Origin of the sequence: Saccharothrix sabaoui (genome assembly GCF_051756985.1) — a bacterium.
GTDB lineage: Bacteria > Actinomycetota > Actinomycetes > Mycobacteriales > Pseudonocardiaceae > Actinosynnema.
In genome coordinates this window covers 13,363-38,525 of sequence record NZ_JBPKJK010000045.1, presented here as the reverse complement: position 1 = coordinate 38,525, position 25,163 = coordinate 13,363, and the positions used below count along the sequence as shown (strand labels likewise).

The window sequence follows — 25,163 nt, the reverse complement described above, 5'->3', positions numbered from 1 at the left end:
ATCTTCGCAGAGCGGGGGTCGGTGGCCGATTGTTCAGCAAGCTGAACGTTTGGCATGATGCTCAGCGTGCTGAACGACGTGCGGGGACGGAACCGCCTGCCGGTGGTCGGGGTGGCCGCGAGCGCGGTGCTGACCGGGGTGGTGTGGCTGCTCGGGCAACGGCTGCACGGGGTCGAGCTGCTGCCCGACCAGGGCGCCTCCTGGTACTACTGGCAGCTGCCCGACCCGACGTGGTGGACCCGCGCGTCGGCGTGGGTCGGGTACGCCGCGCACCAGGTCGTGTCGTGGGGCCTCATCTACTACGCGCAGACCCGCGTGCGCCGGTACACCGCCGGCCTGCACCCGGTGAACGTCGTCGCGCTCGCCGCCAACGCCGGGTTCATCGGCCTGCACGCCGTGCAGACGCAGGTGTTCTACGACGGCACCGCGCAGGACGTGTCGATCTTCAGCTCGCAGGGCTCGGTCGTGCTGCTGCTCGTGGCCGTGCTGCTGATGGAGAACCGCAGGCGCGGCCTGTTCTTCGGGCGGCCGGCGCCGATCGCGGCCGACGTCGTGGCGTTCGTGCGGCGCTACCACGGCTACCTGTTCAGCTGGGCCGCCGTCTACACGTTCTGGTACCACCCGATGGAGAGCACCAGCGGCCACCTGATCGGGTTCTTCTACATGTTCCTGCTGCTGTTCCAGAGCAGCCTGATGTTCACCGCGGCCCACACCAACAGGTGGTGGACGCTCGGGCTGGAGGTCATGGTCGCCCTGCACGGCACGCTGGTGGCCGTGATGAACTCCGGGCCGGACGGCATCTGGCCGATGTTCCTGTTCGGCTTCGTCGGCATCTTCGTGATCACCCAGGCGCACGGCGTCGGGCTGAGCGCGGCGGCCCGGTGGTGGATCGGCGGCGTGGTCCTCGTGGCGGTCCTCGGGGTCTACTCGTGGCGCGGGTTCGACCGGGTCGACGAGGTGGTGCGCATCCCCGCGATCGAGTACCTGCTGGTGGCGGTGCTGGCGCTGCTCGTCTGGGCGCCGCTGCGGCTGGCGCGCGCGGTCCGCCGGTGATCCGGTACCTGCCCGCGATCCGGTACCTGCCCGTGCTCGCCTGCCTGGCGGTGCCGGTGTGGCTGGTGGCGTCGCGCTGGTCGGCGGTGTCGGCCGCGCACCCCGCCTACCTGGTCCTCGCCTGCGCGGTGGCGGTGGCGGGCGCGCCGCTGGTCGCGCGGGCGCGGCGGCGGGCGTGGGTGAGCGTCCCGCTGGCCGTGCTGCTGGTGGCGCCGTTGGCGTACCTGCACCCGTTCCCGGCCGGACGGGTGCCGGCGGACGTGGTGGACGGCACCACGTCGGTCGCCCTCGTGCCGCCGGGGACGCCGCGCGCGGGACTCGTCTTCTGGCCCGGCGCGCGCGTCGACCACCGCGCCTACCTGCCGCTGCTGGCACCGCTGGCGCGCGACGGGACCCTCGTCGTGGTCGTGAAACCGCTGCTGGACGTGCCGCTGCTGTCGGTCGACGCGGCGCGGGACGTGCTCGACGCCCACCCGGACGTGCCCGCGTGGGCCGTGGGCGGTCACTCGCTGGGCGGCGTCGCGGCGGCCCGGTACGCGCTGTCGGACGACCGGGTGCGCGGCCTGCTGCTGTGGGCGTCGTACCCGGTGGACGACCTGTCGGCGCGGACCGGCCTCGCCGCGTGGTCGGTCTCGGGCGAGCGCGACGGCTTCACCACCCCGGCCGACGTCGAGGCGTCGCGGTCGCTGCTGCCGCCCGGCACGCGGTACGAGGTGGTGCCGGGCGCGGTGCACGCCCACTTCGGCGACTACGGCGACCAGCCGGGCGACGGCACGCCGACGACCTCCCGCGCGGCGGCGCAGGTGGCGATCGTGCGGGCGAGCGCGGCAGCGCTGCGGGAGGTGGGCTGAGGGAGGCGGGCCGGGGGAAGCGGGCTGGGGGAAGCGGGCTGGGGTGACCCGGAACCCGCCGATCATGCCCGTCCGCCGGCACACTGGACGTTTCCCGCCCGCCGCACCGGAAGGAACGCCATGACCCGCATCGCGCGGTTGCTGCCCGTCCTCGCCCTCGCGCTCGGCACGCTCGCCCTCGGCCCGTCCGCCACCGACGGCTTCACCTGGAGCAACTCCACCGTGCTCGCCGACGCCGACGCGGGTGTCGGCACGAACGGCTACACCTGGAGCAACTGACGGGGCTACCGCCGCCGCGGCCCGAAGCGCAGCCGCAGCCCGCTCACCACGACGCTCGCCACGGCCCGGTGCGGCGCCAACCAGCCCAGCGGCCCGTCCGGGGCGATGTCCCACGCGGCCCGCGCCGGGGTGACGCGGGCCGCGGCGCGCAGCGGGGTCCGGGCCACCGCGCCGTCCAGGAACTGCCACGCCGTCGCGGCGGCGGGCAGGCGCAGGCCGACACCGGCGGGGGAGCAGGTCACCGAGGCGATCGGGCCGTCGGCGGTCCGCGCCCTCGACCGGGCCGGGAACTCGGCCATCTCCTTCGGGATGCCCCACAGCTCCCGGCCGCCCGCGCGGGACGCCTCGCTGTCGACCCAGATGTGCGTGATCGACACGCCGGGGCGGCGCACCACCACGGCCGCCAGCAGCTCCCGGTACGCCATACCCGGCGGGGTGTACTCGACGAACGCCGTGCCGACCACCGCGCGCCCGCCCACCACCAGCGGCGGCACGGGGAGGTCCGGCAGCGCCGGGGCGGGCACCAGCCACGTCGTCACGCACGCCCGGCCGTGCAGCAGCCACGGCTCCGGGGGGTAGTCCACCACGTCAGGTCCTCACTTCCGGTGGGCCCAGCGCAGCGCGCCGGGCGCGTCGGGCGGCACGACGGGCGACCTCGGCGGCACGGGCGCCAGCCGCTCGTACCCGTCGCCGACCGGGGGCCGCGGGTCGCGGTCGCCGTTGTTGGGCCACAGCGACATCGCCCGCTCGGCGAGCGCGGTGATGGTCAGCGCCGGGTTCACGCCGAGGTTCGCCGGGATCGTCGAGCCGTCCACCACGTGCAGCCCGGGATGACCGTACAGCCGGTGGTAGGGGTCGACCACGCCGGTGGACGGCGCGTCGCCGATCACGCACCCGCCGATCAGGTGACCCGTCAGCGGCACGTCCGCGAGGTCCGCCCACGAGCCGCGCGCCACCCCGCCTGCCCGGTCCGCGACCCGCCGCGCGACCTCGTGCCCGACCGGCACCCACGTCGGGTTGGGCTCGCCCTCGCCCTGCCGGGTCGTCACCCGCCGCCCGAACGGCCCGCGCCGCTCCACCGTGGTCAGCGAGTTGTCCAGGCCCTGCATCACGAGCAGCGCGATCGTGCGCTCGGACCACCGGCGCGGGTCGTGCAGCCACCCCTGGTCGCGCCACCCGCGCGCCAGCTCGGCGAGGCCCCGCCGCAGCCGCCGCGGGCCGCCGTCCACGAGCACGGTCATCAGCAGCCCCATCAGGTTGCTGCCGCGCCCGTAGCGGACCGGTTCGACGTGCGTGTCCGGGTCGGGGTGGAACGACGAGGTGATCGCCACGCCGACCGAGTGGTCCACCTCCGCCGACCGCACCCGAACGCCCAGCACGGCCTCGGAGTTGGTGCGGCACAACGACCCCAGGCGCGGTGAGACGCCGGGCAGGCTGCCGCGCCGCAGCCGGTGCAGCAGCCGCTGGGTGCCCAGCGACGCCGCCGCGAACACCACCTGCCGCGCGGTGAACCGCCGGCGCCGCCACGAGCCGGTGCGCCGCGCCGTCACCTCGTACCCGTCGCCGCACGGCCGCACGTCCACCACCGTGGTCAGCGGGTGCACGACCGCGCCCGCCCGTTCGGCCAGGTGCAGGTAGTTCTTCACCAGGGTGTTCTTCGCGCCCACCCGGCAGCCGACCATGCACTGGCCGCAGTGCGTGCACGGCGACCGCACCGGCCCGAGCCCGCCGAACGACGGGTCGCCCGGCGGTCCGAAGTGGACGCCCACGTGCGAGGTCCGGTACGTGCCGCCGACGCCCATGTCCCGGGCCACGTCCCGCAGCACGCGGTCGGCGGCCGACGTGCGCGGGTTCGGCACCACGCCGAGCATCCGCGACGCCTGGTCGTAGTGCGGCGCCAGCTCGGCCCGCCAGTCGGTGACGTGCGCCCACTGCCGGTCGCGGTAGAACGCCTCCGGCGGCTCCCACAGCGTGTTGGCGTACACCAGGGACCCGCCGCCGACGCCCGCGCCGCTGAGCACCAGCACGTCGCGCAGCAGGTCGACCCGCTGGACGCCGAAGCAGCGCAGCCACGGCGCGAACAGGTACCGGCGCAGCCGCCACGAGGTGCGCGCGAAGTCCTCGTCGGCGAACCGCCGCCCGGCCTCCAGCACGCCCACCCGGTAGCCCTTCTCGGTCAGCCGCAGCGCGGTCGTGGCGCCGCCGAACCCCGAGCCGATCACCAGCACGTCGTGGTCGAACCCCCCGCGGTCCACGCTCACCCCTCCACCGGTCGCAGGTCGTCCAGGTCCGCCCGCGCGGTGCGCGACCGGTACTCGGCGACCTGGCCCGGCCAGTTCGTCGTCACCCGCTCGCCGTCGCGGTACCAGCTGCGGCACAGGCTCCACACGCTGTGCCGCAACCGCCGCTGCACCTCCGCGTCGAACGCCTCCGCCACCTCGCGCCGCACCTCCACCGGCCGCGCGCCGAAGTGCCGCAGCACCCGCACCACGTACCGGATCTGCGCCTCGACCATGGTGAGCACCGAGTTGCCGCCCAGGTTCGTGTTCGGCCCGTAGAGCAGGTACAGGTGCGGGAAGCCGGGCACGGTGATGCCCAGGTGCGCCCGCGCGCCGCCCGCCCACTCGTCGGACAGCAGCCGCCCGTCCCGGCCCCGGACCTCCACCGGGGCCAGGAAGTCCGTCGCGGCGAACCCCGTGCCGTAGACCAGCACGTCCGCCTCGTGCACGACGCCGTCCGCGGTGCGCACGCCGCGTTCGGCGAGCCCGGTGACGCGCTCGGTCACCACGTCCACGTTCGGCGAGGCCAGCGCCGGGTACCAGTCGTTGGAGAACAGCAGCCGCCGGCAGCCCGCCGGCGCGTCCGGCGCGAGCTTCCGCCGCAGCGCGGGGTCGCGCACCCGCCAGAACCGGTGCAGCGCGGTCGCCGCCGCCACCACCGACCGCGTCCACGGGCCGCGGGTCAGCGCGAACGTCAGCGCCTCGCCCGCCAGCCAGGTGCCGAGCCGCCCCGCGCGCCCGCCCAGCGGCCCGGCCCGGCGCTTCACCGCGTCCGGTTTCGGCAGCACGTGCGGCGCGGTCCGCTGGAACACCGCGACGTGCGCCGCGACCCGCCGCAGGTGCGGCACGAACTGCACCGCGCTCGCGCCCGTGCCGATGACCGCGACCCGCCGCCCGGTCAGGTCCACGTCGTGCCGCCAGCGCGCGCTGTGGAACGCGACCCCGCCGAACCGGCCGGGCAGGTCGGGCAGCGCCGGCCGCGAGAGCTGGCCCACCGCGCTGATCAGCGCGTCGGCCTCGACGACCGAGCCGTCCGCCAGCCGCACCCGCCACCCGCCGGGGCCGTGCGCCGCGCCGACCACCTCGCAGCCGGTCCGGACGAGGTGGCGCACCGGTCCTGCCAGCCGCCGCAGGTGCGCCAGGAGGTCCGGCTGCCCGGCGTACCTGCGCGGCCACCACCGCTGCCGCGCGAAGGAGAACGAGTACAGCGACGACGGCACGTCGCACGCGGCCCCCGGGTAGGTGTTGTCCCGCCACACCCCGCCCACGTCGTCGGCGCGCTCCAGCACGACGACGTCGCCGACGCCCGCGCGCCGCAGCGCGAGCGCCACCCCGATCCCGCTGAACCCGGCCCCGACGACGACCACCCTCATGCCGTCCGACGCTAGGGAGGACCCCCCGAACGCACCAGGACATCACGGGCCGCGTAGTTGACAATCGTGGCCATGGCGCAACCGTGGGACTTCCGGCGCGGCGTCGCGAGCGCGGCCCTGCTGGTGCGCTTCGGCGCGGACCGCGGCGTGCCCCCGGACCGGCTGCTCGCGGGCAGCGGCCTGACCGCCGCGCACCTGGCCGAACCGGGCGCCGAGGTCGAGGCGCGCCAGGAGCTGCGGGTGGTGCGCAACCTCGCGGCCGTGCTGCCGGACAGCGGCGCCGAGGTCGGCCGCCGCTACCGGGCCACGACGTTCGGCGTGCTCGGGTTCGCGTTCCTCAGCTGCGCGACCGTGCGCGACGCCGTCGACACCGCGCTGCGCTACCTCGACCTGAGCTTCGCGTTCACCGACCCGACGGCGGCGGTGGAGGGCGACCGGGTGGTGATCACCCTGGACGACGGGTCGCTGCCCGCCGACGTCGCCCGGTTCCTCGCCGAGCGCGACCTCGCCGCGATCCACGCCGTGATCGACGAGCTGCTGCCCGGCGGCGTCCCCGTGCTGGGCGTGGACTTCCGCTTCCCGGAGCCCGCCGACACCTCGGGCCACGACTTCGGCGTGCGGCCGGTGTTCGGCGCGGACCGCACCGGCTCGTCGTTCGACGCCGCCTTCCTCGGCCGGGCCCTGCCGCTGGCGAGCCCGGAGGCAGGCGCGGTGTGCCAGGCGCAGTGCCGCGACCTGGCCGGCCGCCGCCGCGACCGGGACGGCACCGCGCGCACCGTGCGGGCCAGGCTGGAGCGGTCGGCCGCGTCCCTCACCGAGGTCGCCGAGGAGCTGGCGGTCAGCCCGCGCACCCTGCGCCGCAGGCTCGCCGCGTCGGGCACGAGCTTCCACGAGCTGCTCGACGAGGCCCGCGCCGCGCGCGCCGACGTGCTGCTGACCACCACGGCGCTGTCCGTCGAGCGGATCGCGCGGGAGCTGGGCTACGCCGAGTCGGCGAGCTTCATCCACGCGTTCCGGCGCTGGCGCGGCACGACCCCCGGCGACTACGGCCGCCGCCGGCGTGCGGTGTAGCCCGGTGGTGGTCGAGGTCGGAACGGTCCTGGCGCCGCGTGGGCCGCGGCCCGGACGACCCGGGAAGACCACGCCACGCGGTCCCGCGCCGACAGCGGTGGATGATCTGCTCGACCATCGACCGCGCGGGTCAGGTCCGCTTGCGGCGCGCGATCTCGTCGGAGAGCCGCCGCACGTGGGCGGGGTCCGCGTCCCGGGCGAGGGAGACGTAGTGGTCCATGACGGCCGGCCGGTAGCGCACGGGCGACGTCTGCCCCGGGGCGAGTCGGGTGAGCTCGGTGATCGTGAGGTCTTCGTCCGCGACACCGCGGAACGAGATGCCGTCGGCGGTCTCCACGTCGAACACCAGGACCACGCGTGGACTGCCGCCGCTGTTGACCTCCCGCCAGTCGACGAGAACGCCGAGCGCGAGCGCCCCCGTGCGCAGTTCCGCGTTGCGCTTCCGCGCGTCACCGCTCAGGAGCGGGTTCGGGGCGACGCCCGGGAAGGCGGGCCCGACGCCGAGCGATTCCCGGCTCAGGTCGGGCCTGAGCTGCGCGCCTGCCCGTCCACCTGACCCCTGCCTGTTCGTCGGACGTCAGCGGCCGGCCTGCGGTTCCCCGAGGGACCGCAGCAGCGCGGCGGCGTCGGCCACCGGCCCGAGGTGCGCCAGCTTGTCGGGGTTGACGACCGAGCTGACGCCGATGACGTGCTCACCCGCGATGTCGAGCGCGAGCACGCCGATCAGCCGCTGCCCCGCGTCGAGGAGCAGCGCCCCCGGCTCGCCGTTGACCTCCACCGGGCGCAGTGTCGCGCCGGGGATGCGGTCGATCACCCGCAGGCCCCTGATCAGCGTGTTCGCCACGCGGGAGCGCCCGCGCAGCACCCGCGCCAGGGCCGGCGCCTTGCCGCCGCCGTCGCCGGTCAGCTCCACGTCGTGGGCGAGCAGCGCTTCGAGCCCGGCCAGGTCGCCCCGCTCGACGGCCGCGAAGAACCGCCGGGCCAGCTCGTCGCGCTGCTCGCGCGTCGTGCGGAAGCGGGGTCGGCGCTCCCGGACGTGCCGCCGGGCGCGGGTGGCGAGCTGGCGCACGTTGTCCTCGCTCTTGCCGACGATCCCCGCGATCTCCGGGTAGCCGTAGGCGAACACGTCGTGCAGCAGCAGCACGGCCCGCTGCTCCGGCGAGAGGCTCTCCAGCAGCACCAGCACCGCCAGCGACAGCGAGTCGGACGTCTCGGCGCGCCGGGCCGGGTCGTCGCGGCCGTCGGTGATGATCGGCTCCGGCAGCCACTCGCCGACGTAGCGCTCGCGGCGGGCGCGGGCGGAGCGCAGCTCGTTGATCGCCAACCTGGTGGTCACCGTGGTGGTGAACGCGCGCGGCGACTCGATGCGCTCGCCCGCCTCCAGCGCCTGGTGCACCCGCAGCAGCGCCTCCTGCACCACGTCCTCGGCCTCGGAGGAGCTGCCGAGCATCCGGTAGGCGATCGCGAACGCCCTCGGCCGCAGCTCGTCGAGCAGTCGTTCCCGATCGGTCATGCCCACGTCCCCCGCCTCGTCCCGGTCCACACCGACAGTGACGAGGCAGCGGCCCCGGTTGTGACACCCCTCACCGGGAGGACCGCCGATCGGCGTGCGGGAGCCCGCCCGGCACCGTGATCCGCGACTCCCGCCGGGAGAGGCGTCTCCCGGCGGTGTCGTTCGCATCCGGTACTGTCCCGCCGGTCGAGCGACCACGATGGGGGGATTGCCGTGAGTGCTGTCGTCGAACAACGCGCCACCGCCGCCCCCGCCGGGGACGGGCGCAAGTTCCGCGCCGACATCCAGGCGCTGCGCGCGATCGCCGTGTCCGCCGTGGTCGTCAACCACCTCTGGCCGCACAGCCTCACCGGCGGGTACGTCGGCGTCGACGTCTTCTTCGTGATCTCCGGCTTCCTGATCAGCTCGCACCTCGCGCGCGAGATCGACACCACCGGCCGCGTCCGGCTCGGCCGCTTCTACGCCCGCCGCGTGCGCCGCCTGCTGCCCGCCGCGTTCCTCGTGCTCGGTGTGAGCCTGGTCGCCGCGTACCTCCTGCTGCCCTACCCGCGCTGGAAGGCGACCGCCACCGAGGCGTTCGCGTCCGCCACCTACTGGGAGAACTGGCTGCTCGCGGCCAAGTCGGTGGACTACTCGGCGTCCAGCGCCGCGGCGAGCCTCGTGCAGCACTACTGGTCGCTGTCGGTCGAGGAGCAGTTCTACCTCGTGTGGCCGCTGCTGATGGTGCTGCTGTTCGCGATCCGGCGGCGGACGGCGCAGGTCGTCGGCGTCGCGGCCGTCAGCGCCGCCTCGCTCGCCTTCAGCGTCTACTACACGCAGGTCGAGCCGAACCAGGCGTACTTCGTCACCCCGGTCCGCGTCTGGGAGTTCGGGCTGGGCGCCCTCGTGGCGCTCACCGCCGTCCGGCTGCCCGCGCGGGTGGTGGAGGCGGCGTCGTTCGCCGGTCTGGCCCTCATCGCGTGGTCGGCGTTCGCCTTCGACCACGACACGCAGTTCCCCGGCTACCTCGCGCTGGTCCCGACCGTCGGCACGGTGCTGGTCATCGCCTCCGAGGGCAGCCGCTGGCACCGGCCCGTCACGGCGTCCGCGCCCGTGCAGTTCCTCGGCGGCATCAGCTACTCGCTGTACCTGTGGCACTGGCCGCTGATCATGATCGCGCCCTTCGCGCTGAGCGGCGTCCTCGCCGGCGACAAGCCCGGGACGCTCCACCTGCTGGGCGTGCTCGCGGTGGCGGTGCTGCTGTCCTGGCTGACCAAGCTGCTGGTGGAGGACCGGGGTATCCGGATCACCCGGAGCACGGGCCTGTCGTTCACCGGGATGGTCGCGGGGATGCTCGTGGTGTCCGCGGCGGCCTACGGGCTGAACTGGACCTACGACCGGCACGTCGCCCAGGCCGAGCGGGACGTCGCCGCCACCCCGGTGGTCGGGCCGTGCGTCGGCGGCTCGGCCCTGCTGCCCGAGAACGGGTGCCGCGACCCGCTGGGCCCGGCGCGCAACGTCCTCATGGGCCCGGCCAACGAGTACTGGAAGAAGCCGTCCGACTGCGTCGCCGCCGAGCGCCACCGGGTGCCGCAGGACGACGTGGTGGTCTGCGACTTCAGCGACGGCGCCGAGTCGCCGCAGGTGGTGTGGCTGGTCGGCGACTCGCACGCCCAGCACTGGCAGCCGCCCGTCGCCGACCTGGCCCGTGAGCGGGGCTGGGTGCTCAAGTACGTCTACGTCGGCGGCTGCCCGTTCGCGCAGGTGCGGTTCAAGGACTACCAGGGCCCCGTCACCCCGGACCGCGCGGCGTCGTGCGCCGACTGGAACGAGCGCACCACCCGGACGATCGTCGGGGACGCCCCGGACGTCGTGCTCACCTCGTTCTTCTCGCGGCGCGAGAAGGTGGACGACGGCACCGGCCGGTCGGAGGTCGAGCAGTACCGCGACGGCCTGGAGCCCCGGTGGGAGCGCTTCACCGAGGTGGGCGCGCGGGTGGTCGTCCTCGGCGACCCGCCGCTCAACGGCGAGGTGCGCGACCCGAACTGCGTGGTGCTCAACCAGGGCGACCCGACCGCGTGCGCCGTCGACCGGACCACGGCCCAGCCGCCGGACCCGCTGGCCGAGGTGGCGCGCACCAGCCCCAACCCGGACGTGTCGCTGGTCGACCTCACCGAGCACTTCTGCGACGCCGACCGGTGCTACGCCGCGGTGGGCGGGCTGGCCGTGTACTACGACGCCGACCACATGAACTCGGAGTTCAGCCGCAGCCTCGCGCCGGTGCTGGGTCGGGCGATCGACGCCGGCTGACCGCGCCCCGGTCTCACGCCGGGGCGCGGTAGTCCCGCGCGATGATGACGATCAGACCCGCCGGGGCGGACCGGATGCCCTCGAACCCCGGCTCGGCCCGCATCCCGAGCGCCGCGGCCAGGGCACGGGCCTCGGCCTCCTCGTCCAGGTCGGGGTGGAAGTACACCGTGCTCGTGGGGATCAAGCCCTGTGAGTAGTTCCCGCTCTCGGTCACCGTCCACCCGAGTTCGCGCACGTCGTCCACCACCGCGGCGTTCAGGTCGGCGATCGTGGTGTTGTTGTAGACCCGGACGGTGTGGCGGCGCTGCGACGTGGTCGTGGCCCCGGTGGTCGGTGTCGACGTCGTGGTGGGCGGGGCCGTGGTGGTTGACGTCGCGGTGCTCGCCGCGGTGGTCGAGGTCGTGGACGTGGTCGACCCCCCTGACGGGGCCGCGCCGGTGTCGTCGGGGGTCAGCCAGTCCGCCGCGCTGATGCCGACCGGCACCAGGACCGCCGCCGCGACGAGGGCCGGCACGAGGCGGCGCAGCCGCGCGCCGGGCTTCCCGGCCGGCGGAGGCGCCAGGATCGGGGCCGCCGGGGTCGGGGTCGGCGGGATGGGGGCCGGCGGGATGGGGACCGCCGGCGTCGGCGGCGGGGCGTTCGTCAGCGCCCGCAGGGCGGCGGTGAACCGCTCGCCCGGCAACCGGCCGCCGCGCACGTCCTCGTAGTGGACGTCGGCCAGCCGGAAGAACACCTCGCCGTCGTGCAGCACCGGGAACACCGGCTTGCCCCGGCTCTCCGCCCGCGCGAGTTCGCGGGTCACCCACGCGGACGCCTCCGCGTCGGGGCTCATCACCACGACGACCGCCGCGCACGTGTCGATCCTCGTGCGGATCACGTGCTCCCAGCGTTCGCCCGTGAGGATCTCGTCGTCCATCCACACGGGCACGCCCTGCTCGTCGAGGTGGCGGGCCAGCTCGCGGGCGTACGACCGCTGCCTGCGGCTGTAGCTGAGGAAAACGTGTAACAACGACGGCCAATCGCAGCAGTGGTGGGTGGGTCAGAGCTTGCCGAGGCCCCGGGTGCGGCGGGCGCGCGGGGGTTCCGGGGTGTCCTCCGGCGGGGTGATCGCGCTGTACGCGGCCAACCAGCCGGTCGCCCGGTGGTCGCCCCGGCGGGTGAAGACGGCCACGCCCGTGTCCGGGGTGTCGTCGTCGGAGTCCGGGTAGGCGAGGGTCGAGGCGGACGTCGTGGGCGGGGTGCAGGAGCGACCGCGCCAGGCGATGGCCGTGCCGCCCGTGCCCCCGGTCACCGTCGCCCCGGTGGCGTGCGCGGCCAGGGCGTAGGTCGTGGTGCGCTCGCGCAGCAGCGCGGTGTAGCCCGCGTGGTCCAGGACGCAGCCCGCGGGGGAGCGGCCGGGCGGCCAGTCCGGCGAGCGCACGCCGCGCGCCACCGCCGTGCGGAACAGGTCGGGGACGACCTCGCGCAGGTGCGGCCTGGTCGCCATCTCCTCGCACATCCACAGCAGGCGGCCCGCGCCGCGCGCCGGGGCCAGCGACCGCCAGCGGACGCGGTGGTCCAGGTCCGCCGCGACGATCGCGATCCACGGGTGCACGGTGCCCAGCACGCCCTGCGCGGCGAGCCACGCCAGGAACCTCGGTGCCTGCTCGAACACCGCGTGCAGCGACACCAGCGGGATGCCGCCCGCGACCCGGCGCGCGGGGCGGGAGGCGTCGAACAGGTGCGGTGAGCGGGACACCAGCAGCAGGCCCGCCCACGCCAGGTCGCCGGGCGCGGTGGTGGTCTGCGAGCCCAGGCCCTTGACCGACGTGGTGTTGGTGATCTGCGACGTCCGGCCGCCCGCCTTGATCACCGTCGCCACGGCCGGGCGCACCGGCTCCGGCACCGGGATGCCCGCCAGGTCCCGCACCGCCACCGACAGCACCAGGCTCAGCGCCAGCTCGGCCGAGTCCGCGTCGCGCGGCACGGGCAGCAGGCCCAGCGTGCGGCGCAGCCGGTGCCCGGTGTGCGTGGACACCATCATCCGCGCGGTCAGCCGGCCCAGCTCGGTGATCGCCAACCGGCCGTCGTCCGAGGTCAGGTGCCCCTCGTCGACCAGGAAGCGGACGGCCTCCCGCACCGGTTCGTCGTCGTCGTCGCCCTGCGCGTGCGCCAGCGTCTCCACCCACCACGCCCGCGCGTCGTCCGCGGTCTGGATGCGGCCCTGGAGCACCTCGGCCAGCACGTGGTCGGGCAGCGACTCGCGGATGCGCGAGTACACCGAGTACCCGGCCACCAGCCTGGTCTGCCAGTCGGCGCGCTGCGTCTCGTCCACCACCAGGTACGACCAGCCCTCGGTCTCCCCGGCGCCGATCCGCCCGGCCCGGCCGAACATCTGGAGCACCGTCGAGGTGTCCATCGGCTCGCCGCCGATCGACACGTCCCGCACCACGACCGCCCGCGCGGGCAGGTTCACGCCCGCCGCCACCGTCGAGGTCGCCACCAGCACGTCCGCCTCGCGCGCCCGGAACGCCCGCTCGGCCGCGTGCTTGTGCTCGTGGTCCGAGTAGTGCATCCGCACGCCGACCTGCGCGCACACCGCCGTGAGGCCGTCGACGTCGTCGGCGGCCACGGTGTGCACGGGCGCGCCCCGGTCGGCGGCGATGGCCATGGCGGTCGAGCGGACGTTGCGCTTGGAGCCGCAGAACACCAGCACGCTGCCGCCCTCGGCGGTGTGCCGGTGCGTCAGGTCGAGCACGACCTGCTCGCGCAGCCGGTTGTTCGCGGCGAACCCGGACGCGGCGGGGATGGTCGGCAGCTGCCACGTCACCCGGGACGGCCGCCAGGTGGTGGCCACCAGCTCCGCTTCGAGCCACTCGGCGACCTCGGCCGCGTTGGACACGGTCGCCGACAGGCCCACGATGCGGACCGGCGAGTCCGCGCCGCGCACCCGGGCCAGCAGCGCCTCCAGCAGCGCCCCGCGCCCCGGGCTGCCCAGCAGGTGGATCTCGTCCACGACCAGGCAGCCGACCTCGCCGAGCGCCGCCTGGAGCGACCCGGCCCGGCAGATCGCCTCGAACTTCTCCGTCGTCGCCACCCACAGGTCGGCGGCCTTGACCGCCTCCACGTCCACCGCGTACTCGCCGGACAGGCGCTCGACCCGCAGGCCCTGCGCCCGCCACGTCTCCAGCTCGCGGTCCAGCTCGTCGGTCAGCGAGCGCTGCGGCACGAGCCAGGCGGCCTTGCGGCCCTCCTCCAGGATGGCCTTGAGCGCGGCGAGCATGCCCATCGCCGTCTTGCCCGCCCCGGTCGGCGCGGCGATCAGCAGGTGGGAGTCGCTGTCCACCAAGTGGGGCGCGGCCTGCGTCTGGGCGGGGTTGAGCACCGGGAACGGCAGGAACTTCGTCCACTCGGCGGGCACCAGGCTGTCCGCCGGCACCGGGTCGGGCACCTCGCCCGCCGGTTCGTGCAGGTCCCACAGCACCTCGAAGGCCAGCCGCGCGGCCCGCGCCGCCTCGCCGGTCACCGGTTCGCACCGCTCCGGCACCACGCCGCCGACCTCGGACAGCCACGCGGACGCCGACCCGGTCGTCACGTCCTCCTGCTCCAGCCAGTGCCCGACCGCGCGGAACGGCACGCCGGCGTCGGCCAGGCGGGCGCGCAGGCCGGCGAACTCGGGCCGGTCGGGCAGCACGACGCGGGTGTCCACGCCGGGCGGCACGCGGGGCACCTCCATCGCCGGGTCGACCGTCTTGACCCACCACACCGGCCGCCGGACCTCGGCCGCCGTCGTCGGCAGCACGGGGACCTCGCCGGAGCGGGCGGTGGGCGCCACGTCCGAGCCGCTGAGGATGGACCGGATGCGGGCCGCCATGGCGACGGTCGACACGCGCCGGGCGGGGCGGACCGGGTCCGCGCCGGGCTCCGCCCCGCCCGTCCCGGGAGCGACCGCCGGTCCCGCCCCGGCGGCCTCGCGGTCCGCCTCGCCCTCGGGTTCCGCCTCGCCCGGAGGTTCCGGGTCGACCGCGCCCGCGGCCTCCGCCCTGGCCAGGGCGGCGAAGTCCACGTTCGGCAGCTCGGCGTCGTCCGGGGGCCCGTCCTCGGCCGCCGGGACCGCGGCCGGGACCGCCGCCGGCCGTCGGGGTGCCGGCGGTCCCGGTTCGGCGGCCGGCCGGGGCTCGGGCCGCCGGGTGGTGCGGGCCAGGGCTTCGAGCTGCGCGTCCTCCGCCAGGCGGCGCGTCACGGCCTCCGGCCGCAGCTCGCCCAGCACCGACTTCTGCGCCAGCTTCAGCTCGCGCAGCGTGAACGTCGCGGGGCACGCGGGGCACGCCACCGCCGCCTGCAACTGCTGCCGCCCCCGGTCGGGGTGGGCGCGGTACAGGCCGTGCAGCTCGCCGCCGCAGCGGGGGCACCGGCGGTCGACCGGCAGGGGCGAGAGCTGCCAGCCGGGCTCGGCGTACCGGGCGATGGCGGGCTCCGGCCGGACGCCCCACCGGGCCTGCACGACCCCGGGGACCGACGTGTCCACCGCGCTCTCCACCCACCGCCTCCGTCCCGGCCCCGCGGCCGACAAGCGATGCTATGCGAGAACGCTCAGCCGCCGCCGGACGCCACCAGCAGCGGGACGTGCTGCTCGGCCGCCGTCAGCGAGCCGTGCTGCCCGGTGAACCCGCTCACCACCGGTTCCGCCCGGGTCCGCACCAGGCCGAGCGACCCCCGCGCGGCCACCACCAGGTCGCCGACGCGCGGCAGCACCCGGTCGTCCACCCGGGGCCCGAACCAGCCCGCGGCCACCGCCTCGTCCCTCGTCACGACCCACGCCCGGTCGCCGAGCACGGACTCCCAGCGCGACCGCACCGCCCCCGCCGACGCCGTGTAGACGTGCCGCACCCTGGCCTCGCCGCCGAACGCCCGCACCCCCTCGCGCAGGGCGGCCACCTCGTCCAGGTCCACCGGGTCCGTGACGGGCACCATGCCGTGGTCGGCGGTCACCACCAGCGCGCCGCCGGGCGGCAGGCCGTCCGCGATGCCCGCGGCCACCTGGTCCACGAACCGCAGCTGCCACCGCCAGGGCGCGCTGCCCGGCCCGTACACGTGGCCCAGCGCGTCCAGGTTCCCGTGGTAGGCGTAGCAGAGCACCCGGTCGGCCGACCACAGCGCCGCCGACACCCGCGCCACGAGGTCGCCGAACCCGAGCACGCCGTCGAACGACCCGCCGCGCAGCACCGCGCGCGACAGCCCGCTGCCCCGCTGGTCGCGCGGCAGCACCTGGTGCACCGCCACCCCGGCCGCCGCGGCCCGCTCGAACACCGTCGTCCGGGGCTGCACCTCCTCCGGCACCAGCGAGGACCGCAGGTCGACGTGGTCGGGCACCCCGCAGCGGCTCCAGCGCAGCGCGTTGAGCACCTCGCCGCCCGCCTCGAACGAGTACCCCACGAACCCGTGCTCGCCGGCCGGCAGCCCCGTGCCCAGCGAGGCGAGGCCGGTGGCCGTGGTCGCGGGGAAACCGGCCGTGATCGGCGGTCCGGGCAGGGACGCGAGGAACGGCGCGTCGGCCTCGTGCTCGCGCAGCAGCTCCCAGCCGAGCCCGTCGACCAGCAGCACGCACACCCGCGGCGGGCCGGCCAGGCCCAGCACGTCCACCGCGCCGGGCACGCCCAGGCCGGCCAGCAGGGAGGGCACCACGTCCGCCAACGAGCCGGCCCCGTACCGGGGCACCACCGGGTCCACAGCCGGTCACCATAGGCCGAACGACCCACCGCCGGGTCTACGCACGACTGATCCGCGCGCCGCCGGGAGAGTCGCGTTCTGAACGACCGGGGCGAGCGGTCTACTGTCTCGAAGGGAGCAGGTTCACGAGGAGGCACGAGTGGTTGGGGAAGCTGGGCACGAACACCGCCTGACCGGGTTGCTGCGCGACAACGCGGAGCTCCTGGTGGAGCGGTGGGTCGCGGCCGTGGCGTCGACCGTGCGCGGTCGGGCGACCGCCGCCGAGCTGGAGCGCGACTTCCGCGACCTCCTGGGCGCGCTGCTGCCCGTGGCGGACGGCGACGGGCGCGACCTGGCCTCCGGGCGGTACGCGGAGCTGCGGTCCGTGCTGGAGGAGACGTCCCGCGGCCGGGCCCGCACCGGCTACACGCCGTCGGAGACCGCGGCGAGCATCTTCGCGCTCAAGCGCGTGGTGTTCGAGTTCACCGAGGCCGACGAGGACCCGGAGCTGTTCAAGCAGATCCTGAGGTTCTCCGAGCTGGTGGACGCGCTGGGCCTGGTCACGTTCGAGACCTACGCCCGCGCCCGCGAGGAGATCATCAAGGAGCAGTCGGAGCAGCTGCTGGAGCTGACCACGCCGGTGGTCAAGCTCTGGGAGGGCGTGCTGGCCGTGCCGCTGGTGGGCACGCTGGACTCGGCGCGCACCCAGGTCGTGATGGAGAAGCTGCTGGAGACCCTGGTCGAGACCGGTTCCGAGCAGGCCATCATCGACATCACCGGTGTGCTCGCGGTGGACACCCAGGTCGCCCAGCACCTGCTCAAGACCGTCGTCGCGGCCCGCCTGATGGGCGCCGAGTGCACCATTTCGGGCATCCGGCCGCAGATCGCCCAGACGATCGTGGAGCTGGGCATCGAGTTCGGCGACATCACCACCAAGGCTTCGCTGGCCGACGCGCTGCGGCACGCCCTGCGCAAGGAGGGTGCCGACATCGTGCGGGTGGGGCGTTGATGGAGCGGGTGCCGATCCTCCAGATCGAGGGCATCCTGCTGGTGTCCATCCAGATCGACCTCCAGGACCAGAGCGTGCTCGCGCTCCAGGAGGACCTGGCGGAGCGGATCTCCAGCAGCGGCGCGCACGGCGTGGTGATCGACATCTCCGCGGTGGAGATCGTCGACTCGTTCATCGGCCGGATGTTCGCCACGATCGCCTCGCTGTCGAAGCTGTTCGACGCCGACACCGTCGTGGTCGGCATGCGGCCCGCGGTCGCGATCACGCTGGTCGAGCTGGGCCTGACCCTGGGCGGTGTGCGCACCGCCCTCAACCTGGAGCGCGGCATGAAGATCCTCCGCGAGCTGGGCGAACGGCGACGAGGGGCCCTGTGACCGCCGCCGGCGGTGAGCACGAGGTCCTCCCCATCGCCGGCGACGACGACGTGGTGCGGGTCCGGCAGCTGGTGCGCGTGTACGCCCAGCGCGTCAAGCTCTCGCTCGTGGACCAGACCAAGCTGGTGACCGCGACCAGCGAGCTGGCCCGCAACACGTTGATCTACGGCGGCGGCGGCACGGCTCACGTCGAGGTGGTCGGGGACGGCCGGAGGCAGGGCGTGCGGGCCTCGTTCCAGGACGAGGGTCCGGGCATCCCGGACATCGCGCTGGCCCTGGCCGACGGCTGGAGCAGCGGCAAGGGCATGGGCCTCGGCCTGAGCGGCTCGCGGCGCCTGGTGGACGACTTCGACCTGGACACCGAGGTCGGTCGGGGCACCACGGTGACGGTGGTGAAGTGGAAGAGGTGAGCACCTGCCTGCCCGTGACCGAGGACGTCGCCTGGCTGCGGGTCGACGAGGCGGCCGAGGTCGGCCGGGTGCGCCGCGCCGCGACCGGCCTCGCCGAGCGGCTCGCGTTCCCCGGTTCGCGGGTCGCCGAGATCGGGCTGGCGGTCACCGAGATCGGCACCAACCTGGTCAAGCACGCCGTCGAGGGCCAGGTGGTGCTGCGCTCGGTGCGCGGCGAGCAGCGGGCCGCGGTCGAGGTGCTGGCGATCGACCGGGGGCCCGGCATCCCCGACGTCCGGTGGGCCATGTCCGACGGCAAGTCGACCACCGGCACCCTCGGGCTCGGCCTGGGCGCGGTGGCCAGGGCGGCGGACGGGTTCGAGCTGTCCTCGACCCCCGGCCGGGGCACCGTGCTGGCCGCCCGGTTCCAGGCGCACCGCGGTGACTCCGACCTCGACGACGGCATGACCGCCGGGCTGACCAGGCCGATCGCCGGCGAGGACGTGTGCGGCGACGCCCACGCCGTGCGCCGGTCGCCGGGCCGGCTCACCCTGCTGGTGTGCGACGGCTCCGGGCACGGCCCGCTGGCGGCCTCGGCGTCGCGGGAGGCGGTGCGGGTGTTCTGCGACCTGCCGGGCCTCCCGCCGGAGGAGGTCGTGGCCCGCCTGCACCAGGCCCTGCGCGGCACCCGCGGCGGCGCGGTGGCGGTCGCCGACCTCGACCTGGTCACCCGCCGGGTCCGCTTCGCCGGGGTCGGCAACATCGGCGCCTCGGTGGTCGCGGACGGCCGCAAGCGCGGCATGGTGTCCGTGCCGGGGGTCGCCGGGTTCCAGGCGCGGACCATCCGCGCGTTCGACTACGACCTGCCGCCGGGCGCGCTGGTCGTGCTGCACTCCGACGGCCTGACCGAGCGCTGGTCGCCCGACGAGGACCTCGCCGAGCAGGCGCCCCCGGTGATCGCGGCCAGGCTGGTGCGCGACGCGGGCGTGCGCCGCGACGACGCGGGGGTGCTCGTGGCGGTGGCGCGGTGACCGCGCCGCTGGTGCTGCTGCACGTGACGGTGCAGCGGGAGGCCGACGTCTTCCCGCTGCGCCAGCACGGCCGGGACGCGGCGACCGTCGTCGGCCTGGACGGGCAGAACCAGATCCGGGTCGCCACCACGCTGAGCGACCTCGGCCGCGAGCTGGTCCGCCTTCCGGGGCCGACCACGGTGGCGTTCCTGCTGCGCCGCGACCCGTCGCCCGCCCTGCTGATCCGCGTCTACACCACCGACACCTCCGGACCCGGCTGGGCGACCGCGCGCAGGCTGATGGACGAGGTCGCGGTCGACGGCGGCGCGGTCGTCGTGACCAAGGCGCTCCCCGCCAGCCAGGTGCCGCCGACGGCCGACGAGGTGGCCCGGCTGCGCCGCCGCGCGTCCACCGCCGCGAACCCGTCCGACTCGGTGGACGAGCTGCGGGCGCAGAACCAGGACCTCGTGCAGACGCTGGAGGACCTGGAGGCCAAGCAGCGCGAGCTGCTGCGCCTCAACGACGAGCTGGAGGAGACCAACCAGGGCATCATCGCCCTGCACAAGGAGCTGTCCGACGAGCTGGAGCAGACCAACCAGGGCGTCGTCGCGCTCTACGCCGAGCTGGAGGAGAAGACCACCCAGCTGCGCGAGGCCGGCGAGGCGCGCACCCGGTTCTGGTCCAACATCAGCCACGAGCTGCGGTCCCCGGTGAACTCCGTGGTGGGCCTGGCCCGCCTGCTCGCCGACCCGAACGGCGACCCGCTGACCGCCGAGCAGCGCCACCAGGTGGAGCTGATCAACGACGCGGGCTCGATCCTGCTGGCGCTGATCAACGAGCTGCTGGACACCGCCAAGGCCGAGTCGGGCAGCCTTCGGCCCCGGTTCGCGCCGGTCGACCTGCCGCTGCTGCTGGCCCGGCTGCACGGCACGGTCGACGCGCTGGCGCGCAGCGCGGACGTGGAGCTGGTCGTGGCGCACCGGCCGGACCTGCCGACCCCGGTCACCGACGAGGTGATGCTGCTGCGGGTCCTGCGCAACCTGCTGTCCAACGCGCTGAAGTTCACCGAGCGCGGCAGCGTGCGGCTCGACGTGCGGGTCGAGGGCCCGCTGCTGCGGTTCGTCGTCACCGACACCGGCATCGGCATCCCGCCCGACGAGCAGGCCCGCGTGTTCGAGGACTTCTACCAGGTGCCGGGCCGGCTCCAGATCGGCGCGGGCGGCACCGGCCTCGGCCTGCCCTACGCGCGGCGGCTCGCCGTCCTCCTCGGCGGCGACCTCGTGCTGCGCAGCACGCCCGGCGAGGGCACCGAGGTGACCGTGACCCTGCCGCTCCAGGAGACCGACGACTCGACGGCCGCGCTCGCGCTGGTCGTCGTGCCCGACGACGCCGTGCGCGCCCGCCTGGTGGCCGCCCTGGACGGGCTGGCCCGGACCGTGGTGCAGGTCGTCGACGGCCGCGAGGCGCTGGAGGCCGCCCGCCGCGACCGCCCGGACCTGGTCGTGCTGGCCGCGGACGTGCCGCAGGTCAGCGGCACGGAGATCCTGTCCGTGCTGCGCGCGGCGGACGAGTCGCGGTCGGTGCCGGTGCTGGTGGTGAGCCACGACGTGGACAGCGGCCTGGAGCGCACCGCCGCGACCCTCGGCGCCGCCGTCATGCCGATCGCCGCGATCGCCCCCGGCACGGTGCGCGACTCGGTCCGCAGCGCCCGCACCGCGGCCCGCACCAGGGAGAACGGATGACCACCCCCACCACCGCGGAGGCGCGCATCCTCGTCGTGGACGACACCGTGGCCAGCCGCTACGTGCGGGTGAGCTGGCTGCGCCGCGGCGGGCACGACGTGTCCGAGGCCGTCACCGGCGGCGAGGCGCTGACCATGCTCGCCGAGCACGAGTTCGACCTCGTGCTGCTCGACGTGGACCTGCCCGACATGAGCGGCTACGACGTCGCGGAGCGGATCAAGAGCGACCCGCGCACCGCCGCCGTGCCCGTGGTGCACGTCTCGGCGGCGTTCCGGGAGACCGAGGACCGCATCACCGGCCTCAACCGGGGCGCGGACGCCTACCTGACCGAGCCGATCGAGCCGCGCGAGCTGCTGGCCACCGTCGAGGCGGCGCTGCGCTACTACCGGGCCCGCGCGCTGGCCGAGCGGCTGGCCGACCGGCTCGCCAAGCTCACCTCCGCCACGCTGCGCATCAACTCGGCCACCACGTTCCACGCCCTGGCCGAGGCCGCCGCGGAGGGCGCGGCGTCGGTGTGCGGCTCGCCCGCGACCGTGCTCCTCGCACCGCCGGGCGGCCCGCTGCTGGTCGGCCGCACGGGCACCCCGGTGCGCAGCGAGCCGACGTCGCTGCTCGACGGCCTGCCCGGGAACACCGCCAGCGTGCTCGACCCGCCGTGGGCGCCGGGCGTGCCGGCGGCGGTCGTGGTGGCGCGCGGCAACCCGCGCAGCGCCCCGATCCGGGTGGCCGTGCCGCCCGAGGCGGTCGCCACCGACGAGGACCGCAACCTGCTGCTCCAGCTGGCGCAGACGACCGCCCTCGCCGCGGAGGGCCTGCGCGCCTACGCCGAGGAGCACACGCTGGCCCTCACGCTCCAGAACAGCCTGCTGCCGCGCCGGCTGCCGACGCTGCCCTGCCTGCCGATGACCGCCCGCTACGAGCCCGCGTCCGCGCACGCCGAGATCGGCGGCGACTTCTACGAAGTCACCGAGCTGGGCGACCAGCTGCTGATCGCGATCGGCGACGTCACCGGGCACTCGCTGGCGGCGGCGATCGTCATGGGCGAGGTGCGGCACGCCCTGCGCGCCTACGCGGTGGACGAGACCGACCCGGTGGTGATCCTGCGGCGCATCGACGCCATGATCGAGAAGTTCCACGGCGTGCGGGGGCTCACCACGATGTGCCTGATGCTGGTCGACCCGGCCGAGGAGACGGTGCTGGTGGCCAACGGCGGGCACATCCCGCCGCTGATCGCCGACGCCGACGGCGCCCGCTACCTGGACGTGCGCGGCCCGCTGCTGGGCATCGGCCTGAACCGGCCCCCGGCGACCCGGTTCGCCCTGCCGGTGGGCTCGATGGTGCTGCTCACCACGGACGGCCTGGTCGAGCACTCCGGCGCGGACCTCGACGAGGGCATGGAGAGCCTGCGGGCCGCCGTGTCGCACGACGACGACATGGACGAGCTGTGCGACCGCCTGCTCGACGAGTTCGGGCGGGACAAGAAGGACGACATCGCGCTGTTCGCGTTCCGCCGCGACCACCTGGAGCCGGGCCGGGGGCTCACGTCGAGCGGATCGTGAGCCCGGGCGTGGTCGCGAGGCCGGACAGCGCCACGATCCGGGCGGGCGCGGACCCGGCGCGCAGCGTCCACGTCATCGGCAGGCCCGCGCGGCGGGCCGCGAGCGCGGCCGTGAGCAGCAGCGCGACACCCGAGCTGCTGAGGTAGTCCACGTCGGTCAGGTCGAGGTCCACCGGCCGCGTGCCCACCCGCGCCATCAGGTCGGCCCGGACCGCGTCGGCCCCGGTGGCGTCGAGGTCACCGGTCAGCCGCACCACGTGCGCCCCGTCGTCGTGGGGCGGGGCGGCCTCGTCGGCGGGTCCGCGGGCCGGCGGCTCGCCGACCGGTGCCGGGACGAGCGGCACGCGGAAGTCGACGACCGTCCCGCCCTCGCCGCGGTCGAAGACCACGTCGGCGCCCAGCTCGCGGATGATGTCGATGCCCCGGCCGCGGTTGCCCTTGTCGGCCGGCGCCGGCCGCCAGCGGCCCCGGTCGCGCACCACCACGCGCACGTCGCCCGCCGCCGTGCGCTCCAGCTCGTAGTCGAAGTCACCCGGCCCCTCGGGGTAGGCGTGGTCGACCGCGTTCGCGGCGGCCTCGCCCAGCGTGAGCTGGAGGTCGCACAGCGCGTCCAGCGGGAGGCCGGCCAGCGCCGCCCACTCGCGGACTTCGCGGCGCATCCCGCCCAGCGCCTCGGGCACGGCGGGCACGCCGCGCCTGCGCAGCGGTTCCGGCGTGCGGCGCAGCACGACCAGCGCCACGTCGTCGTCCTGCCCGTCGGCCAGCAGCGCGCCCACCACCTCGTCCGCCAGCTCGCCGGGCGGCGCGGCGTGCGCCTTCCAGGCCACCTCGGCCAACCGCTCCAGCCCCGCGTCGAGCACGTCGGACCGCCGTTCCACCAGGCCGTCGGTGTAGAGCACGGCGGACGCGCCCACCGGCAGCTGCACGGCGTGGTCGCGGTACGGCATCCCGTCGTCGGCGCCCAGCACGGCCCCCGCGACGCCGCTGACGAACGCCGCGCCGTCCGGCAGGACCACCAGCACGGGCGGGTGCCCGGCCGAGGCCCAGCACAGCTGCCCGGTGCTCCAGTCGACCGTCACGCACGCGCACGTGCTGCCGACCGCGCCGGGCGTGCGGCGGGCGAACGCGTCCAGCCGGTCCAGGGCCGCGGCGGGGGAGTGGCGGTCGAGCAGGTAGCCGGCGAGGGCGCTGCGCAGCTGCCCCATCACGGCCGCCGCCGTCGGCCCCTTGCCGACGACGTCGCCCACGGACACCGCGACGACCGTGTCGCCGACCGGCAGCACCTCGTACCAGTCGCCGCCGATCTGGCCGTGCGCCGCCGCGGGCAGGTAGCGGGCCGACACCGCGACCCGGGCCAGCTCCGGCAGCTCGGGCGGCAGCAGGCTGCGCTGGAGGGTCTCGGCGATCTCGCGCTCGCGCTGGAGCAGCAGCTCCCGCTCGGCCTCGGCGCGCCGCCGCTCGGTGACGTCGCGGCCGATGGCCTGCACGCCGTGCGGCGTGCCCTGGACGCTCAGCTCGACCGGCACGGTGGTGCCGTCCGCGCGCCGCAGCTCCCACACGTCGGTGACGGCGGGCGCGGTCGAGCCGACGAGCGCGGCGAGCCGGCGCGCGGCCCCCTCCTCCACCAGGTCGGTCAGCGGCGTGCCCACCAGGGCCGCGCGGTCGTGGCCGAGCAGCGCGCAGGCGGCCGGGTTGACGTCGACGAACCGCAGGTCGCGGTCGACGGTCCAGATGGCGTCGGTGGCGCGTTCCACGAGCTGCCGGTAGCGCTCCTCGCCCGCCCGGACGGCCCGGTCGGCGTGCGTGCGCTGCACCGACTCCCAGCAGCGGTTCACCACCACCGACACCAGCTCCACCTCGGCGCCGGTCCACCGGCGCGGCGTCGCCTGGTGCACGGCCATCGCCGCGACGAACCGGCCGCCGCGCAGCAGCGGCAGGCAGATCACCGCCCGGATGCCGGTGACCAGGTAGGCGTCCAGGTCCTCCAGGCGCGGGTCGGCGGCGCTGTCGTGCACCACCCACGGCTCGCCCGCCCGCATCGCGCGCAGCGCGCCCGCGCCGAACGCCGACATCGCGAACCGGCCCGGCAGCGGCGGCAGGCCGTTCGCGTAGTCGCCGCTCATCACGAAGTGGTCCTCGTCGGCCTCGGCCTCGGCATAGGCGCACCGGTTCACGCCCAGGTGCTCGCCCAGCAGCCGGGTCGCGGCGGTCATCACGACCTCGGCGTCGTCCAGCCGCTGCAGCTCGCGGTCCAGCTCGCCGAGGAAGCGCTCGCGCTCCTCCCGCAGCCGGACCTCGGTGACGTCGAGCAGCGCGCCGCGCAGCAGCCGTTCGCCGACGTGCACCCGGTCCTGCACCCACCGCACCCGGCCGTCGGCCGCGACCACCCGGTAGACCAGCTCGAAGTCCTCCTCGCGCGACCAGCGCTCGCGGTGCACCCACGCCCGGTCGTCGGCGTGCACCACCGCGTCCCAGTCGTCCGGCACGCCGCCCAGCAGCACGTCGGCGTAGCGGGAGGCGAACGTGAGCCGCCTGGTCGCGCGGTCGCCCTCCCACACCACGACGGGCAGGTCGCCGACCAGGCCGGGCAGGTCGCCGGGCTCCGGTCCGCTCGCTCGCGCCATGCGTCGCTCCTCGGGGTGGGGGCACCCAGGCTAGCCGGGCGCGCGACCGGGCACCGATCGC

20 protein-coding genes are annotated in these 25,163 nt (G+C 75.5%); 11 read left to right on the top strand and 9 right to left on the bottom strand.

What is annotated here, in order from left to right:
* The first annotated feature begins 66 nt into the window (after nucleotides 1–66).
* The 3 genes from ACR807_RS16380 (at nucleotide 67) to ACR807_RS16370 (ending at nucleotide 2,183) form a co-directional block, all read left to right on the top strand.
* A complete protein-coding gene (locus ACR807_RS16380) occupies nucleotides 67–1,053 on the top strand; it encodes a hypothetical protein (protein ID WP_438922178.1) in 987 nt (328 codons plus the stop codon).
* Nucleotides 1,050–1,904, top strand: a complete 855-nt coding sequence (locus ACR807_RS16375) for an alpha/beta hydrolase (protein WP_438922177.1) — start codon at nucleotides 1,050–1,052, stop codon at nucleotides 1,902–1,904. Before ACR807_RS16380 ends, ACR807_RS16375 begins: the two co-directional genes overlap by 4 nt.
* Nucleotides 1,905–2,024: 120 nt before the next feature.
* The gene (locus ACR807_RS16370; protein ID WP_438922176.1) at nucleotides 2,025–2,183 is read left to right on the top strand and encodes a hypothetical protein; all 159 of its coding nucleotides are present in this window, start codon (nucleotides 2,025–2,027) and stop codon (nucleotides 2,181–2,183) included.
* Between the two features lie 5 nt (nucleotides 2,184–2,188).
* On the opposite strand, the gene ACR807_RS16365 is transcribed toward ACR807_RS16370, so the two are convergent.
* From ACR807_RS16365 to ACR807_RS16355, 3 genes are read right to left on the bottom strand one after another with little or no spacing between them, the layout of a single operon-like run.
* Nucleotides 2,189–2,770 carry an acetoacetate decarboxylase family protein gene (locus ACR807_RS16365; protein WP_438922175.1) on the bottom strand — a complete coding sequence of 194 codons (582 nt, stop codon included), beginning with the start codon at nucleotides 2,768–2,770 and terminating at the stop codon, nucleotides 2,189–2,191.
* A gap of 9 nt (nucleotides 2,771–2,779) precedes the next feature.
* Nucleotides 2,780–4,438 carry an FAD-dependent oxidoreductase gene (locus ACR807_RS16360; RefSeq protein ID WP_438922174.1) on the bottom strand — a complete coding sequence of 553 codons (1,659 nt, stop codon included), beginning with the start codon at nucleotides 4,436–4,438 and terminating at the stop codon, nucleotides 2,780–2,782.
* Nucleotides 4,439–4,440: 2 nt separating this feature from the next.
* Nucleotides 4,441–5,835, bottom strand: a complete 1,395-nt coding sequence (locus ACR807_RS16355; RefSeq protein ID WP_438922173.1) for a flavin-containing monooxygenase — start codon at nucleotides 5,833–5,835, stop codon at nucleotides 4,441–4,443.
* A 72-nt stretch (nucleotides 5,836–5,907) separates the two neighbouring features.
* Between ACR807_RS16355 and ACR807_RS16350 the strand changes: the two genes are divergently transcribed.
* Complete coding sequence (locus tag ACR807_RS16350; RefSeq protein WP_438922172.1) at nucleotides 5,908–6,906, top strand: AraC family transcriptional regulator; 999 nt, start codon at nucleotides 5,908–5,910, stop codon at nucleotides 6,904–6,906.
* Nucleotides 6,907–7,036: 130 nt separating this feature from the next.
* Here ACR807_RS16350 and ACR807_RS16345 read toward each other — a convergent pair whose 3' ends face one another.
* Both ACR807_RS16345 and sigJ read right to left on the bottom strand, forming a co-directional pair.
* Nucleotides 7,037–7,261: a hypothetical protein gene (locus ACR807_RS16345; RefSeq protein WP_438922171.1), complete on the bottom strand. Its 225-nt coding sequence runs from the start codon at nucleotides 7,259–7,261 to the stop codon at nucleotides 7,037–7,039.
* A 222-nt stretch (nucleotides 7,262–7,483) separates the two neighbouring features.
* Nucleotides 7,484–8,419 (bottom strand): RNA polymerase sigma factor SigJ, encoded by a 936-nt coding sequence (gene sigJ, locus ACR807_RS16340; protein WP_438922170.1) that lies wholly within the window; start codon nucleotides 8,417–8,419, stop codon nucleotides 7,484–7,486.
* A 213-nt stretch (nucleotides 8,420–8,632) separates the two neighbouring features.
* Between sigJ and ACR807_RS16335 the strand changes: the two genes are divergently transcribed.
* Nucleotides 8,633–10,708: an acyltransferase family protein gene (locus tag ACR807_RS16335; RefSeq protein WP_438922169.1), complete on the top strand. Its 2,076-nt coding sequence runs from the start codon at nucleotides 8,633–8,635 to the stop codon at nucleotides 10,706–10,708.
* 13 nt (nucleotides 10,709–10,721) lie between these two features.
* Here ACR807_RS16335 and ACR807_RS16330 read toward each other — a convergent pair whose 3' ends face one another.
* From ACR807_RS16330 to ACR807_RS16320, 3 genes are all read right to left on the bottom strand, one after another.
* A complete protein-coding gene (locus ACR807_RS16330) occupies nucleotides 10,722–11,717 on the bottom strand; it encodes a TIR domain-containing protein (protein WP_438922168.1) in 996 nt (331 codons plus the stop codon).
* A gap of 30 nt (nucleotides 11,718–11,747) precedes the next feature.
* Nucleotides 11,748–15,215, bottom strand: a complete 3,468-nt coding sequence (locus tag ACR807_RS16325; protein WP_438922167.1) for a DEAD/DEAH box helicase — start codon at nucleotides 15,213–15,215, stop codon at nucleotides 11,748–11,750.
* Nucleotides 15,216–15,280: 65 nt separating this feature from the next.
* The gene (locus ACR807_RS16320; protein ID WP_438922166.1) at nucleotides 15,281–16,417 is read right to left on the bottom strand and encodes an alkaline phosphatase family protein; all 1,137 of its coding nucleotides are present in this window, start codon (nucleotides 16,415–16,417) and stop codon (nucleotides 15,281–15,283) included.
* A gap of 139 nt (nucleotides 16,418–16,556) precedes the next feature.
* On the opposite strand from ACR807_RS16320, the gene ACR807_RS16315 reads away from it, so the two are divergent.
* Genes ACR807_RS16315 through ACR807_RS16290 form a run of 6 tightly spaced genes read left to right on the top strand, consistent with a single transcriptional unit; the run spans nucleotide 16,557 to nucleotide 22,479 of the window.
* Nucleotides 16,557–17,405, top strand: a complete 849-nt coding sequence (locus tag ACR807_RS16315) for an STAS domain-containing protein (RefSeq protein ID WP_438922165.1) — start codon at nucleotides 16,557–16,559, stop codon at nucleotides 17,403–17,405.
* Nucleotides 17,405–17,779 carry an STAS domain-containing protein gene (locus ACR807_RS16310; RefSeq protein WP_438922164.1) on the top strand — a complete coding sequence of 125 codons (375 nt, stop codon included), beginning with the start codon at nucleotides 17,405–17,407 and terminating at the stop codon, nucleotides 17,777–17,779. The genes ACR807_RS16315 and ACR807_RS16310 overlap by 1 nt, the downstream gene beginning before the upstream one ends.
* Nucleotides 17,776–18,189 (top strand): anti-sigma regulatory factor, encoded by a 414-nt coding sequence (locus ACR807_RS16305; protein ID WP_438922163.1) that lies wholly within the window; start codon nucleotides 17,776–17,778, stop codon nucleotides 18,187–18,189. The genes ACR807_RS16310 and ACR807_RS16305 overlap by 4 nt, the downstream gene beginning before the upstream one ends.
* Nucleotides 18,177–19,199, top strand: coding sequence for an ATP-binding SpoIIE family protein phosphatase (locus ACR807_RS16300; protein WP_438922162.1), 1,023 nt, complete (start codon nucleotides 18,177–18,179; stop codon nucleotides 19,197–19,199). The genes ACR807_RS16305 and ACR807_RS16300 overlap by 13 nt, the downstream gene beginning before the upstream one ends.
* Nucleotides 19,196–20,920: an ATP-binding response regulator gene (locus tag ACR807_RS16295; protein ID WP_438922161.1), complete on the top strand. Its 1,725-nt coding sequence runs from the start codon at nucleotides 19,196–19,198 to the stop codon at nucleotides 20,918–20,920. The genes ACR807_RS16300 and ACR807_RS16295 overlap by 4 nt, the downstream gene beginning before the upstream one ends.
* The gene (locus tag ACR807_RS16290; protein ID WP_438922160.1) at nucleotides 20,917–22,479 is read left to right on the top strand and encodes a SpoIIE family protein phosphatase; all 1,563 of its coding nucleotides are present in this window, start codon (nucleotides 20,917–20,919) and stop codon (nucleotides 22,477–22,479) included. The genes ACR807_RS16295 and ACR807_RS16290 overlap by 4 nt, the downstream gene beginning before the upstream one ends.
* On the opposite strand, the gene ACR807_RS16285 is transcribed toward ACR807_RS16290, so the two are convergent.
* Nucleotides 22,460–25,102, bottom strand: coding sequence for a SpoIIE family protein phosphatase (locus ACR807_RS16285; protein ID WP_438922159.1), 2,643 nt, complete (start codon nucleotides 25,100–25,102; stop codon nucleotides 22,460–22,462). The two genes, ACR807_RS16290 and ACR807_RS16285, sit on opposite strands and share 20 nt — an antisense overlap.
* Nucleotides 25,103–25,163 lie beyond the last annotated feature (61 nt).

What these genes read in the sequence shown, in the direction of transcription:
- ACR807_RS16355 (WP_438922173.1), bottom strand. Translation starts at nt 5,835, where the DNA reads ATGAGGGTGGTCGTCGTCGGGGCCGGGTTCAGCGGGATCGGGGTGGCG.
- ACR807_RS16310 (WP_438922164.1), top strand. Translation starts at nt 17,405, where the DNA reads ATGGAGCGGGTGCCGATCCTCCAGATCGAGGGCATCCTGCTGGTGTCC.
- ACR807_RS16285 (WP_438922159.1), bottom strand. Translation starts at nt 25,102, where the DNA reads ATGGCGCGAGCGAGCGGACCGGAGCCCGGCGACCTGCCCGGCCTGGTC.
- ACR807_RS16350 (WP_438922172.1), top strand. Translation starts at nt 5,908, where the DNA reads ATGGCGCAACCGTGGGACTTCCGGCGCGGCGTCGCGAGCGCGGCCCTG.
- ACR807_RS16370 (WP_438922176.1), top strand. Translation starts at nt 2,025, where the DNA reads ATGACCCGCATCGCGCGGTTGCTGCCCGTCCTCGCCCTCGCGCTCGGC.
- sigJ (WP_438922170.1), bottom strand. Translation starts at nt 8,419, where the DNA reads ATGACCGATCGGGAACGACTGCTCGACGAGCTGCGGCCGAGGGCGTTC.
- ACR807_RS16290 (WP_438922160.1), top strand. Translation starts at nt 20,917, where the DNA reads ATGACCACCCCCACCACCGCGGAGGCGCGCATCCTCGTCGTGGACGAC.